10 protein-coding genes are annotated in these 14,660 nt (G+C 59.1%); 9 read left to right on the forward strand and 1 reads right to left on the reverse strand.

Annotation, left to right across the window (positions count from 1 at the left end; genetic code table 11):
- Positions 1–46 precede the first annotated feature (46 nt).
- The 6 genes from EC9_RS03875 (at position 47) to EC9_RS03900 (ending at position 9,450) form a co-directional block, all read left to right on the forward strand.
- Positions 47–883, forward strand: a complete 837-nt coding sequence (locus tag EC9_RS03875; protein WP_145342536.1) for an alpha/beta hydrolase family protein — start codon at positions 47–49, stop codon at positions 881–883.
- Positions 884–1,011: 128 nt separating this feature from the next.
- Positions 1,012–2,565 carry a hypothetical protein gene (locus EC9_RS03880; protein ID WP_218934573.1) on the forward strand — a complete coding sequence of 518 codons (1,554 nt, stop codon included), beginning with the start codon at positions 1,012–1,014 and terminating at the stop codon, positions 2,563–2,565.
- Between the two features lie 391 nt (positions 2,566–2,956).
- Positions 2,957–4,315: a Gfo/Idh/MocA family protein gene (locus EC9_RS03885; RefSeq protein ID WP_145342538.1), complete on the forward strand. Its 1,359-nt coding sequence runs from the start codon at positions 2,957–2,959 to the stop codon at positions 4,313–4,315.
- Between the two features lie 132 nt (positions 4,316–4,447).
- Complete coding sequence (locus EC9_RS03890) at positions 4,448–4,699, forward strand: hypothetical protein (RefSeq protein WP_145342540.1); 252 nt, start codon at positions 4,448–4,450, stop codon at positions 4,697–4,699.
- A gap of 192 nt (positions 4,700–4,891) precedes the next feature.
- Complete coding sequence (locus EC9_RS03895) at positions 4,892–8,875, forward strand: cell envelope integrity protein TolA (protein WP_145342542.1); 3,984 nt, start codon at positions 4,892–4,894, stop codon at positions 8,873–8,875.
- A gap of 140 nt (positions 8,876–9,015) precedes the next feature.
- Positions 9,016–9,450, forward strand: a complete 435-nt coding sequence (locus tag EC9_RS03900; protein WP_145282257.1) for a VanZ family protein — start codon at positions 9,016–9,018, stop codon at positions 9,448–9,450.
- Here the strand turns inward: EC9_RS03900 and EC9_RS03905 are convergent.
- Complete coding sequence (locus EC9_RS03905) at positions 9,417–9,992, reverse strand: hypothetical protein (protein WP_145342544.1); 576 nt, start codon at positions 9,990–9,992, stop codon at positions 9,417–9,419. The two genes, EC9_RS03900 and EC9_RS03905, sit on opposite strands and share 34 nt — an antisense overlap.
- Positions 9,993–10,381: 389 nt before the next feature.
- On the opposite strand from EC9_RS03905, the gene EC9_RS03910 reads away from it, so the two are divergent.
- The 3 genes from EC9_RS03910 to EC9_RS03920 all read left to right on the forward strand — a co-directional run bounded on the left by EC9_RS03910 (position 10,382) and on the right by EC9_RS03920 (position 14,632).
- Positions 10,382–11,029, forward strand: a complete 648-nt coding sequence (locus EC9_RS03910; RefSeq protein WP_197452986.1) for a glycine zipper domain-containing protein — start codon at positions 10,382–10,384, stop codon at positions 11,027–11,029.
- A 73-nt stretch (positions 11,030–11,102) separates the two neighbouring features.
- Positions 11,103–13,808 carry a tetratricopeptide repeat protein gene (locus tag EC9_RS03915; RefSeq protein ID WP_246105943.1) on the forward strand — a complete coding sequence of 902 codons (2,706 nt, stop codon included), beginning with the start codon at positions 11,103–11,105 and terminating at the stop codon, positions 13,806–13,808.
- Positions 13,805–14,632 (forward strand): DUF4159 domain-containing protein, encoded by an 828-nt coding sequence (locus EC9_RS03920; RefSeq protein WP_246105944.1) that lies wholly within the window; start codon positions 13,805–13,807, stop codon positions 14,630–14,632. Before EC9_RS03915 ends, EC9_RS03920 begins: the two co-directional genes overlap by 4 nt.
- Positions 14,633–14,660 lie beyond the last annotated feature (28 nt).

The following is a 14,660-nucleotide window of genomic DNA, read 5'->3' on the forward strand; positions in this document are numbered from 1 at the left end:
CTTGGAAGTGTAGTTTGCTTCCCGCCCCATGCCATGCGATCCCATTATGCTGACACGATTTCCATTAAACGGGCAGGTGTTGCGAGTGGCGATCGTTGGGTGTTGCACAGCGTTTATCTCCATTCTGGCGTTGGGCAACCTCCGCGCGGCGACGGTTGAAGACCACACGTTCATCGCCACATGTGATGGCTCCGAACAGCGATACGTCCTCGTCACGCCCGACGCGTTCAGCTCCGATCAACGTGTCGACTTAATCATCGCTTTGCATGGTCACGGTTCCGATCGCTGGCAGTTCGTTCGGCAGGATCGCGGCGAGTGCCGAGCGGTCCGCGACGTGGCGGCGAGCACCGGTGCGTTGCTAGTCTCGCCCGACTATCGAGCCAAGACTTCTTGGATGGGACCGAAGGCCGAAGCGGATGTGGTGCAGATCATCAAATTGATGAAAGGTGAATTTCGTATCGGGCGTGTGATCCTGTGCGGTGGTTCGATGGGAGGAACGGGAGCGTTAACGTTTACGGCTTTACATCCCGACCTGATCGATGCCGTTGTCTCCCTGAACGGAACAGCAAACCTCGTCGAATACGAGCGGTTCCTCGATGCGATCGCGGAATCTTATGGCGGCACAAAACAGCAGATTCCCGACGAATACCGTCGGCGTAGCGCCGAGTTTGCTCCCGACCGATTCACGATGCCGCTGGCGGTAACAACGGGCGGCGGCGACGAGATCGTGCCGGCTGACAGCGTGCTGCGATTGGTTGAAAAAGTTCGAGACACGAATCGCCGCGTCCTCAGCCTTCATCGTCCCGAAGGAGGCCACAGCACCACCTACGACGATACGAAGCAGGCTCTTGAGTTTGTGTTTAAGGCTCTGCAAAACCTTTAGATGGCAGTGACGCCGACAGAAGATGCAAGTCACTTATTCACTCCCGAGACTTGTATAATCGAGCGATCGACGCCCGGACGAACTTAGTTCACATCGACTTCCGCACCCTTTGAATGGAAAAGACCAAAATGCATACGCGACGCGATTGGATGAAGACGGCGGCAGTATTGGGCATCGCAGCGACCGGTCACGCAGGAGTGGGACCGACGGCGGGCGCTGACCAGCCGGGGAACGTTAAATCGAATCCGATCGATATTGGTTCGCGACGTGAACTGTTCGTCGATGATTATCTGATCGAGCGGTTCGACGGCGTCCGGCTCGAGTTGCATCGCCCACAGCGACGCGAGATCGTCTTTCGCACCGACGCGCCGTGGGAGGGAAACGGAAGTGCCTACCAGAGCGTCTTCCGTGACGGTGACCGTTTTCTCATGTACTATCGCGGCGGTCACCATACAGCGTCGAAAGCCTACGAGAAACAGAAGAACTCGTGGGAGACGTTGTGTGTGGCCGAGAGTCGCGATGGGATCCACTGGACGCGTCCCGAGCTGGGTATCGTCGAGTTTGAAGGATCGACGAAGAACAACTTGATCCTCGACGCCAAGATGGTTGGTGAGATCGGCGGAAGCCCCGCGCATACAGCAACTTTCAAAGACACAAATCCCGATTGCCCCGAGGAGGAACGATATAAGATCGTGATCTTTGGAACGAAACCTAGGGGGCTGTATCTGATGGTCTCTGCCGATGGTGTCCGTTTTCGTTTAAAGAGCAAGAAACCCTTTACCACCGTTGGTGCCTTCGATTCCCAGAACCTCATGTTTTGGGATTCGGTGGGGAAGGTTTATCGCGAGTACCACCGTCAATTCGACGAGGGCGTGCGGGGCATCATGACGGCGACCTCGACCGATCCGAGTCATTTCCCCGAACCGCAATGGCTCGAATACCCCGACGCCCCCGAACAGGCGTTGTATACAAATCAGATCCAGCCCTATTACCGAGCGCCCCATGTCTTCATGGGCTTCCCGATGCGCTATGTCGACCGCGGTTGGTCGCCGTCGATGAAACAGTTGCCGGGGCTTGAAGAGCGTGAGTATCGTGCCAAGGGACATCCTCGCTACGGCACGACGGTGACCGATGCGGCGTTTATGACCAGCCGAGACGGCGAGAGCTTCTCCCGGTGGGGCGAAGCCTTCATCCGGCCTGGTCCCTCCACAAAAGACTCTTGGGTCTACGGCGACAACTTCATCTTCTGGGGCATGCTGCAAACGAAATCGGATCTCGACGGCGCCCCCGACGACATCTCGCTCTACGCGACCGAAGGCTATTGGCAAGGTAACTCGACTTCCGTCCGCCGGTACACATTACGGCAAGACGGATTTGTATCGGCGCGAGCTGGCTGGAAAGGTGGCTCGCTGTTGACCAAGCCTTTTACGTTTGAAGGTGCCCGACTGGAGCTCAATTTCGCAACCTCCGCTGCGGGGACGGTTCGAGTCGAGATTCAAGACGAAGCGGGGAAGCCCATCGATGGCTTCACGCTCGAGGATTGCCCAGAAATCTTCGGCGACACCATCGCCAGAACCGTCACCTGGAACAAGACGCAAGACGTGTCGTCCCTGGCGGGCAAACCGATCCGATTGCGATTCGAACTCCAAGACGCAGACGTCTTTAGTTTTAAGTTTTCATAAGCTGGAGTCGAGCTTTGTCTCGGCATCCAGCCTGGGCAACACGCCCGGCCCTCCACCCCAGAGCGAAGCCGCGGAAGCGGCGGCCGCATAAAGCCTGCGGCGCAAACCGCAGGTCCGGGATGAAGACGAATCCTCGCGAGCCTCGGGTAGGGGCGACTGATCCCTGCTGTCGCCCCTGCCCGGGGCTTTGATCATTGCTTGCGGCTTGTTTTCCTGCGGCTCGCGCCGCAGGCTTTATGCGATCGCCGCGTCCGCGGCTTTTGCATTGCCACATCGGGGAAACCGCTGGCGATCTTGGGTTGCTACTGGAAATCCGATTCTGACTGGGCGACAATAGCGGTTCTCTCACTTCGGTTTTCCCCAACTCCCGCCTTTCCTTGGAATCCCAAATATGCATCTCCCCGCCTCGCAACCCAATCCATCGCGCCGTCGCTTTTTAACTCAGGCCGCTGCCGTTACAGCGATCGCCGCCAGTTCGCCGATCAAGTTGCGGGCCGCTGCCAACGATCAAATGAACATCGCCTTTATCGGGGTTGGTGGGCGCGGCGGCGGGAATTTGAATTCGGTCGCCAAGGATCCTTCGGTGAACGTGGTGGCGCTGTGCGACGTCAATCGCCGCAACCTGGAAAAGGCAGCTTCGCAACATCCCAAGGCGCGGACCTTTGAAGATTTCCGCAAGCTGTACGACGATGCCAACGATATCGATGCGGTTGTCATTTCGACCAGCGAGCACACTCACGCGTATGCGACGATGCCGGCGCTGCGATTGGGCAAACACGTCTATTGTGAAAAGCCGCTGACTCATAATGTCTACGAATCGCGAGCGATCACCAAAGCCGCAGCCGATGCGGGCGTGGTCACTCAGATGGGAACGCAGATCCACGCCACGTCGAACTATCGCCGCGTGGTCGAATTGGTCCAAAGTGGTGCGATCGGCAACGTCGGCGAAGTCCACACCTGGGTCGGCCGAGCTTGGGGATTGCAAAGCCCCGAAGATGCAAAAGCGAATCGCGACATCGTTTCGGTGCAGGAAATGCCTACCGAAGGGATGACTCCGCCCGAATATCTGAACTGGGACCTGTGGCTGGGGCCAGCTCAATATCGCCCCTTCCACGAAGTCTATTTCCCCGGTCCCAAATGGTATCGCTGGTGGGACTTTGGCAACGGTACGATGAGCGACCTTGGCAGCCACTGGAACGATCTCGCATACTGGGCGATGAAGTTCGATGCCCCGACGTCGATCGAAGCGTTCGGCGACGAACCACATCCGGAGATCGCACCGGCGTCGATGTCGGCAGTTTACGAATACGGAGCCCGCGGCGATCTGCCGGCAGCCAAACACTTCTGGTACCAGGGATCGCACAAGCCGCAGATCTGGAAAGACAAGGGGATTCCTCAGTGGGGCAGCGGCACGCTGTTCATCGGCGACAAAGGGATGCTGCTGTCGGATTACAGCAAACATGTGCTGTTGCCCGAAGCCGACTTTGCCGACTTCAAGCGCCCCGAACCATTTATCGCCGATTCGCCCGGGCACCACCAAGAATGGATCAACGCCTGCAAGGGTGAGGGCGAGACCGGCAGCCCGTTCAGTTACGCTGGCCCGCTGACCGAAGCGAATCACTTGGGGAACGTCGCCTTCCGCGCCGGACAAAAGATCCTGTGGGACAGCGAAGCGATGAAGATCACCAACATGGATGGCGAGCGGTTCCTGAGACGGATGAACCCGCGCGAAGGCTGGTCGTTGGGTTAAGCGTTCGCTGACATCCCGGGTACATATAGGTCCGGAGAGTTTCGCTCTCCGGACGGCGTCTTCGCTGGCCGCCTGAAAAAATGCCAGCGATACTTTTCTAATCAAAATCGATTCGATCGGGTCCTCGTCGCCATGAATCCTGCCTTTCTCAACGATATCGATTCTCGGATGCGAAAGGACTGGACGTCGTTTGTCGAAGTCTGGCAACAGACGAAAGACCAATGGCGCGACGCGAAGTGCCGGCAGTTCGAACAGGAAGACCTGCAACCGCTGCCAGGTGTGATGAGCCAAACGTCCGCAGCGATCGCTGAATTTCGCGACTTCGCCTCCCGGGTCTCTCAAGAATTACGCGACGAAGAATCGGAAAACGATTTTTTCGTCTAACCGGGGCTAAGCAGTGTTTCAACAGCCGGTATCGGCCGCCACGCGATAGCGTCCGGTTCGGCTGAACACAAACACGCTGCCGCCCTGTTTGGCTAGCGTCGGTGCAAACCGGTACACTGATGTAGAGCGTAAACTTTAACAGCGGGCTCCACGCTGCGCCCGCTGTTTTGCTATCTCAAAGAGCACCGATCGATGACAACAGGATTGTTTACCCCCAAGCGTCAAGGACTGCTGCTGCGCGGTTTGGCCGATCGCTGCGCCAATGGAGTCGAGCAATGGGAACGATTGGGGACGCAGCACGCCGAGCGTTTAGCGGCGTTGCTGCAACAGCAGCAGCAGGAAAAACAGCAGCTGCAGGCCGAATCCGAGGCGGTGCTGCGGGAGTCGCTGAAGCGATGGGACCAGGCCGATGAGATGGTTACGTCGGCGTACGAGCAGAATGTGCTCGAGGCACGCAGCGAATTGAATCGGATGCAGGTCGAATTCAAACGCCGGCATCGCCAGGGGATTCAAGAGATTGGTCAGCGGTGGGACGAATCGAAACAGCAGGCGACGCAGGTCTTCGAATCGAAAAAGGGACTGCCAGCGCAACAGAAGACGCGCGACACGAATCGTTTGACCGCCGCTTGGAACGAGATCCACCAACGGCTGGAAACGGGCCGCGAGATCGCGATGAAACGGCTGCATCAATTGAACGATCCGCCGACGACCTCCGAATCGTACCAACCGCCAGCTTCGGTCGATCAGGCGATCGAAACGCTGGATCGATTGACCGCCGACTGCGACGAGAACCTGGCGCAGCTGGGTGATGACTTTTCGGTTCGGTTTCTCGAATCGGTTTATCCCGCGATCGTGATGCTGTTGTCGCTGATCGTCTGGTCGTTGGGCGTGTTGTTCATGGGAGCCCAACCGCCGGCGCTGTGGTTGGCCGCCGGGCTTGGCGTGCCGATCGTCGTAGGGATCCTCTGTTTTGCGATCTTCACTCCGCGGCTGAAACGGATCACGCGGCAATGGTATCCAGGCATCGAACAGTCCGCCGTCGATGCGGTCGCCGTCGTCAAGGATGGCCAAGAATGCGCGACCAAAGCGGCCCAGACGCTCGCCCAACAAATCAAAGACCAACACCAGCAAGCCCTTCGTCAGGCAGACGAGACGAAGCGGCAGCAGACCGATGCATTGGAAGCGAAGCTGAAGCAAGAACGCGAGCAGCGGGAGTCGACGCTGCGCGACCGGATCGCCGCGTTGGAGAACAACTATCACGATTCGTTTGCCGGGGTCGAAAACAGCCACGGCAGCGAGTTCTCCGATCTCAGCCGAGCTCACAAACAACGGCTCGCCGACGCCAACACGCAGCGCCTGGCCAAGCGTGAACAACTGGCCGCCGCTCAAGAGGCGGAGGACCAGTCGGTCGCTCAGCGGCTGCGCGACGGACTCCGTCGCGGACTCGGCCACATCGACACCGCCAACGCCCAGATGCAGCAGCAACATCCCGATTGGGAATCGGTTGTCGACGGAAACCTGGGAACGGTCTCTTCGCTCTCCCTCGCACCGGTCGGCTATCTCGATGTCGCCGATTATTTGCGGCGATCGGTCGAGATTGCGGCTTCGAAAAGCGAACACGATCCGCCGGCCCTGGCCCACAACGGATCGGCCGCTATCGCTGGCAAGGACTACGTCCGCCATGGGCTCTCGATCGCCGACACGTTGCCCGAACCGATGCCAAATCGTTTGCCCGTCGCGTTGACCGCGGCCGAACATTCGGGGCTGTTGATCGATTGTCCGGGAGGCAGCAACGAAGCGGTGATCGAATTGGTACGGGCTGTTCTGTGGAGACTGTTGGCCGCGCTGCCGCCGGGAGAATTGAAGCTGACGCTGTTGGATCCGATCGGCCGCGGGCAGACCTTTGCCTCGCTGATGGCGCTGTCGGATCACGATCCCACGCTGGTCGGACACCGCGCCTGGACCCAGCCGAATCAGATCGAAGCCCGCTTGGCCGAACTGACGCAGCATATGGAAGACGTGCTGCAAACCTATCTCCGCGACAACTACGAAACGATCGACCAATACAATGCTCAAGCCGGTGCGATGGCCGAACCGTACCGCGTCGTCGCGGCGATCGGCATCCCCAACGGGCTGACTCCCGCCGGCTACGCGAACCTGCGCGTGCTGCTAGAGAACGGCCGCCGCTGCGGAATCATCACCGTCCTGGTCCGCGATTCCGAAGCGGCCTGGCCTCACGATTTTGCCGCGTTGCCGATCGACCGACTGCTCCATTTACAAGTTGATTCGCAGGGGCGGATCCGGCACACCGATCCGCTGTTGGGTGAGCTACCGTTTTCGCCAATCCAACCGCCTCCCAACGGAATGGCGGCGGAACTTGTCGAGAAGATCGGTCGAGGGGCGATCGATGGCCGCCGCGTTGAAATTCCGTTCGACGATGTGATGCCGGCGGATCTCTATAACGACGGCGACGCGTCCGACGGGCTGGACATCCCGTTGGGCCAACAAGGGGCAGGACGTCGGTTGCGGATGCAATTGGGCGAAGGCGTCCGCCAACACATGCTGGTCGCCGGTAAAACCGGGTCGGGTAAAAGTACGCTGCTGCACACGATCATCACCGCCGGGGCGCTGAAGTACAGCCCCGACGAACTGCATGTCTATCTGTTGGACTTCAAAAAAGGGGTCGAGTTCAAACTGTACGCCGACGCAAAACTGCCGCATGCTCGGGTGATCGGGATCGAAAGCGAACGGGAGTTTGGCCAAAGTGTATTGGAACGACTCGACCGCGAACTGCAGCGTCGCGGTGAATTGTTCCGAGCCAGCGGCGTGCAAGAGGTTGGCGAATACCGCCGCACGTCGGGCCAAGCGATGCCGCGGATCATGCTTGTCGTCGACGAGTTCCAAGAGCTATTCATCCGCGACGACCGGATCGCTCAAGATTGCACGATGCTGTTGGATCGCTTGGTCCGGCAGGGACGATCGTTTGGCATGCACGTCATCTTGAGCAGCCAGTCGCTGGCCGGTGCGTATTCGCTGCCTCGCAATACGCTCGGTCAGATGGCGGTTCGCGTGGCGCTGCAGTGCAGCGAATCGGACGCGTTGGTAATCCTAGCCGAAGACAACAACGCCGCGCGTTTACTGAGCCGGCCGGGGGAAGCGATCTACAACGACGCCGGGGGCTTGGTCGAAGGGAACCAACCGTTCCAAGTCGGATGGTTGGACCACAATCGCCACCGCGATCTCTTGAACGGTCTCGCCGAACGTTATCCCGAAGCGGAAACTGATTACGGCCCGACGGTGATCTTCGAAGGCAATCGCCCGGCCCGTTGGTCCGCTGCCGTCGCAGAGGCGGCGCTGGTGGGGGACGAAAAGAAACCGGCTTCGGTTCACGATGGCTTTGGCGGCCTGTTGGGCGAAGCGGTGGCGATCGGCCCGCCGGTCGGATTGCGATTGCCCGCCCAGCCCGGCCGCAACGTGTTGATGGTCTGCGGCGATGCCGACCTGTCGCGCGATGTCTTGGGCATTTCGATCGCGTCGCTCTATGGCGGTGCGATGGCTCAAGGGAAACCGCTGCGCGTCGTGATGCTCGACGGGCGGCGCTCGGGCGACGACACGCATTCGGCGGCGGAGTTTGCGATCGCCAGCGGCGTGCCAGTGGAACATATCAAGCCGCGCGATGCCGAGGCGAAGCTGTTAGAGCTTGCCGAACTGGTCGCTGCTCGAAATCAAATGGATGCTCCCGAAGAAGAGCCGCCGGTCTTGGTGGTGATCGATCCGCTAGAACGCTTTCGCGACCTGCGGCAGGAGGAGAACTCGTTCAGCTTTTCGCTCGACGCTGCCCCCAAGCAGAGTGGCGGATCGGCGTTGCAGAACATATTAAAGGATGGATCGGCGGCGGCGGTGCATGCAATCGTCAGCTGTGGCAGTGTCGAGACGGTTGGCCGATGGTTGTCGCGGCAAACGCAACACGATCTTGAAATCAACATCCTGGGGCGGATGAGCATCAGCGACTCGTCTCAGCTGATCGACAGTCCCGAAGCGGGGCGGCTAAGTCCCGCGTCGATGCTGGTTTACGACGATTCGAGCGGCCGGATGGAGAAGTTCCGCGTCTTTGACCTGCCCCCCACCGAGGCGATGCAAGCGTGGCTGGAGAGTCGGACGGTCGGCAAAAATTAGCGGAAACTGGATTTCCTTGCGAGCAACAAGACCTACAATCGGACTATCGTTGCAAACGGGGGCTTGGCTAAGATCGGCCTCACAACGTGCAGAAATCTCAGGCAAACCGACTCGTGCCAATGGAATCCGGTTAGTAAACGATGCGACAGATTATTACGACGACCGTTTTAGGAATGCGGCTTGCTAGCCTAACTCTGGTCGCCTACTGGAGCGTGATTTTCACCGGAACGCACATTCCTAGCGTCCGTCTGCCCTCGTTCAGCAACGCCGACAAGGCTTATCACTTTGCTGCGTTTACGGGGCTGGCAATCCTGTTGGCTTGGGCGCTTCCCAAGAGCCGACGGCATCCGCGGCGGCATCTTTTGATCGCACTGGGGATTGGAGTCGCGTATGCGATCTTCGATGAATCGACCCAGTTGTTGGTGCGTGGACGGAGTGCGGAAGTCCTCGATTTTGTGGCCGATTGCGGGGGACTGCTTACCGGCCTGTTTGTCTACAGCGTGCTGAGGAGCCTAATCACGCCCCCCGCACCGAAGCTGCATCAACCGTCCTGTGGCGGACGCGTTGGCATGTGACGCGGGTAGGGTGGGTTCTCTGCCAGCGGAGCGGTGAGGCCCGTTTCCTGTTCCCATTGCCAGCGTTCGTTGGGCGTGGCGTAGAACCGCAACCAAGTGTCGTTGTCGCCATCGTCGAAACATCGCCAGTGCAAGAAATTGCGAGGCAGATCGACTTTCTTTTCGCGGCAGGGCAAGATATCGCGGAAGATGATCTTATAGAGTTCGCGATCGGTCAGATGATCGGTGCACTCCAGGATGATTCGTTTGCTGTGCAAGCGTTCGATCGCGTTCCACAGACAATCGTGCAGTTCGTCGCGATCCAATTCATCGGGATGGGGGAGCGCCAATGCGGGCTCAAACCAGTGGCTGATCGGAATCGCAGGGGCTTGTTCCCAAGCGAGCATCGAAGCGAGAAACTCGTTCTCCTGCGACAGCGGCATGCGGCGAACATCGATCCGGGAGACCGATTCATCGATGTACGGTTCCAGCTCGTCGCGCAGTTGCGCGTTCAGCATCAGTTGGTCGACCTCGTCCATCGTGGGTCGATTGGAATATGACATGTTTGGATCGGGGGTGATCGAGGCGAAAACGAGACGACGCGCTCGCGACATGCGGGGCGTTCACTGGGTACAAATCTATCAACTGACCGCGAGCTCTCAACAAATGAAGCCAGGAAATCAGCCCGGTTGGTAGAGAATCCTGGCCAGTGGTGTCCCACAATCGTTACGAACGTCACGGTTCCACACGCTAGCAATGGTAAAATTTTCGGATTGGCTTGCCTTTCCGGATTTCTCGTTTTCCCTAGGCCGCCGGGGCGATTCTTTCGCCGCCGGCCGATTGGCTGATCGCCACGCATCCCGGACGCCGATATTCCATGGCAGACGCCATAGACATCGAGCATCCCGATCGGCTATATGCCGAGGAAACTATGCGAGAGGTACCTGAATCCATGTCCATCCAACGAATCACCCTGTCGACGCTGATCGCAATCAGCACGGTGACGACCAGTTTCGCCCAATACAATCGAACTTCAGGCGCGGCTGTCGGCGGCGTCGCTGGTGCCGCAATCGGTGCAGCGATCGGCGAAAACAACGACGAACCGCTAGCCGGCGCCTTGATCGGCGGTGCGCTTGGCCTGATCACCGGAGCGACCGTTGGGCAAGCCAAAGACAACAATATCGCCCGGCAACAAGCCTACGCTCAGCAGCAACAACAGCAGCGAATGCAGGGTGCGGTCTCGACTTACGACGTCGCTCAAATGACCCGCAGTGGTCTGGGCGTGCAGGTCGTGATCAATCACATCCAGCAGAATGGCGTGATCAAGCGTCCCGAGGTGAACGACATCATTTGGATGCACCAACAAGGTGTCCCCGAACCGGTGATCAGCGCCATGCAGAACGCTCCTGTCGGATCGCCTAGTATGGCCCCGACGACGGTTGTGCGAACGCCCGCACCCGTGGTTGTGGAAGAGTACCACTACGTCTCCCCGCCACCGGTCGTCTATCGTCCACGCTATTACGCCCCGCCTCGCCATCATCACCACCACGGGCATCGTGGCCGACCGGGCTACAGTTTTGGAATCTCCGTCGGTCGTTAGATAGATTGACCGCTGCGAAGCTGCTAACCTGGAAGCGTTCCTAAACCACGCTTCCCATGGGTTGCAGCACGCCGTGAAATGGATCTCCCACCTATCGCTGGTCGTCGTTCTGTTCAGCAACAGCCTGCTGGCGGCGGCCGATGTCCGCGACGCGGAACAACAGTTCCGCCAAGGCGAGTACCGGCAAGCATTGGCTGCGGCCAAAGCAGAAGTCGATCGCGGCGTCTGGAACGAGCGATGGCCGCGGTTGTTGATCCAGTGCCAATTGCTGCTGGGGCAATACCCTCAAGCTCGAGCGACCTACGAAGCCGCGCTCCAGCGTTATTCCAGCAGCATCCCGCTGCGACAACTTGGCGGCGATGTCTATCGCTTCAACAACGATCCGGTTCGCGGCGAACGGGAACTCGAAGCGATCCTCGAGATCGTCCGCCGATCCCCCTGGCGATACAGCGATAAAGAGAACCTGATCGCGATCGGCCGCTACTTTCTGCACCGCGGCGAAGACGCCAAGAAGGTGCTGGAACTGTTCTACGATCGGGTCCGCAACACCGACGCAAACTTTGTCGACGCCTATGTCGCTAGCGGTGAACTGGCGCTCGACAAACACGACTACGCGATGGCGGCCAAAGATCTCGATCGCGCGGCGAAGATGAAGCCGGACGATCCGCAAATCGCCTTCCTGCAATTCGAAGCTTGGCAGAGTAGCGATTCGCAGCGGGCTCAAGCGATGCGAGCCCGAGCCCTTTCGCTGAACCCAAACCATCTGCCCAGCCTGCTGTCGCTGGCCGATGACGCGATCGATGCGGAACAGTTTGAACAGGCCGAAGAGATCCTGCAGACGATCCTGCGAATCAATCCCTATCAACCGCAGGCGTGGGCCTATCATGCGGTGATCGCTCATTTGCAAGGACACTTCGAAGCTGAACGGTTGCTTCGCAAAGCCGCTTTGTGCCGCTGGGAATCAAATCCGGAGGTCGATCATTTGATCGGCAACAAGCTGTCGCGGCACTACCGTTTTGCCGAAGGTGCCGAATACCAGCAGCGGTCGCTGAAGAAGAAGCCGGACTTTGTCGAAGCGAAGTTCCAACTGGCCCAAGACCTGTTGCGAATCGGCCAAGACGAAGCGGGCTGGAAGATGGCCGACGAGGTTTTCCAACAGGATGGCTACAACGTCGTCGCTCACAACTTGGTCAACCTACACGATGTGCTGCGGGAATTCACGACGCTCGAAGCCGACGGCTTCCAGATTCGGATGGACGCCCGCGAGGCGCGGATCTACGGCGACGACGTGATCGATCTGTTGGCCGAAGCCCGGCAGACGCTCACCGAAAAGTACGCGGTCGAATTGGATGAACCGACGATCATCGAGATCTTTCCTCAGCAGAAGGACTTCGCCATCCGGACGTTCGGCGTCCCCGGCGGTGCGGGCTTCTTAGGTGTCTGTTTTGGTCGACTGATCACCGCCAATAGTCCGGCTTCGCAAACGCAGACGCCCGCGAATTGGCAGGCAGTGCTGTGGCATGAGTACTGCCATGTGGTCACGCTCCAAAAGACCAAGAACCGGATGCCGCGTTGGCTCAGCGAAGGGATCTCGGTCTACGAGGAATTGCAACGCGACCAGCGCTGGGGTCAGTCGATGACGCCCACCTATCGCGAGATGATCCTCGGCGACGCCTTCACGCCGTTGAGCGATCTGAGCAGTGCGTTTATGCAGCCCAAGTCGGCGATGCATCTGCAATTCGCCTACTACGAATCATCGCTGGCGGTCCGCTACATCGTCGAACAGCACGGTTTCGATACGCTCAAAAAGATCTTGTCCGACCTGGCAATCGGTTTGTCGATCAACGATGCGCTCACCCGATCGATCGGGTCGCTGGAGGTGATCGATCAACAGTTTGCCGACTTTGCCAAAGGATTGGCCAGCGATTACGGCAAGCCCGAAGCCTGGAAGCGGGAAGCGCCGGAAGCTGCGGAGATCGATCCCGACGATCCGTTTTCAGGACTAGTCGACGAGCCATCGCCGACGCGATTTGAAATCCTGTTGAAGCGAGCCACAGCGGAAGTGGCTGCCAAGAAATGGACCGAAGCGCTCGACACGATCGCCGAGACACGCGTCCTGTTCGCCGAACCCGATGTTCCGATCGCGCTGCTGTCGCTGGAAGCGGAGCTCTATCGTCAGCAAGAGGCGACCGATCGGGAACGGGAGGTGCGGACGTCGATCGCCAAGCGTTCATCCGATTCGGTTGCCAGTTATCGCCGGCTGATCGAACTGGCCAATCAGCAGCAGGACTGGGAAGCTGTCGCCCGCTACGCCGATCAACTGGCCGCCGTCAATCCACTGACCGCCGAAGTGCAAGAGCAGATCGCTCGTGCAGCGGAGCAGACGGGGACTTACCAGCGAAGCGTTCGCGCGCTGCAGGCGTTAACCGAAATGGAACCTATCGATCCCGCCGGCCTACGATTTCGATTGGCCCAATCGTTGGCAGAGGTCGGCGACACGACGGCCGCTCGCCGCCAGCTGTTGATCGCCTTGGAACAAGCGCCACGATATCGCGACGCCCATCGGTTGCTGCTGCGGCTGAACCAGCCGCCGGCGAGCGAACCATCGCCCGCCGCAGAAGAACTGAAAACCGACGAGCCAACCGAAACGGAAGCCGAAGCTGAAAAGCAATCGGAGCCCGAAGAGCCCGCCAAACCCGATGAGCCGTCGGAAAACGACGAGCCGGCCGCGGCGGACGCTCAGGCGAATGCTGACACGCAACAGGAGAAAGCCCCGTGAACCGCAAGCCAATGATCATTGTTGGACTGTTGTTGGTGATGGCCGTCGCTTCGCTGGCGATGGCTCAACGTTGGCGTCGCGATCGCAATCGCGACTGGCAAAGCGCAGGCCGCGGCGATGTTCCCGATTGGGAGACAAACGCAGATTTCCCGAACGACATGTTTACCTTCGTCCGGATCAAATACCAATCGGCCGGCTGGGGCCGCGGGGGCGGTTGGGATACCGACTACCGCGACAGCGATCTGAACTTCTCGCTGCGGCTGCATCAGCTGACATCGCTGAACGTGAATCCCGAACCGATCGTTTTAGAACTGACCGATCCCAAGCTGTTCGATTATCCCTGGATCTACATCATCGAACCGGGACGGCTGATGTTCACTCAGCCGGAGGTCGTCGCGCTGCGACGGTACCTGGAAAATGGCGGCTTCCTGATGATCGACGATTTCTGGGGCGATGAGGAATGGCAGAACCTCTACTTCCAAATGAAGCGAGTCTTTCCCGATCGCGAGCCCGAGGATGTGCCGTTGTCACACGAGATCTTCCAGTGCGTCTATCCGTTGAAGATCAAGCCGCAAGTGCCATCGATCGGGGCTTGGGGCGGGCGAGGGGGCCGAACTTGGGAGCGCGGCCCCGACACGCAAACGCCCAACTATCGATCGATCACCGACGACGCGGGGCGGATCATGGTCTTCATCTGCCACAACACCGACCTCGGCGACGGCTGGGAACGGGAAGCTGAAAGCCCCGACTACTTCGAAGAGATGTCGGTCAAATACGCCTACCCACTGGGGATCAACATCGTCACCTACGCGATGACGCACTGAAATCACATCGCCGACGAGATCGCCGTAT

The sequence above is a fragment of the Rosistilla ulvae genome (assembly GCF_007741475.1).
Lineage (GTDB): Bacteria > Planctomycetota > Planctomycetia > Pirellulales > Pirellulaceae > Rosistilla > Rosistilla ulvae.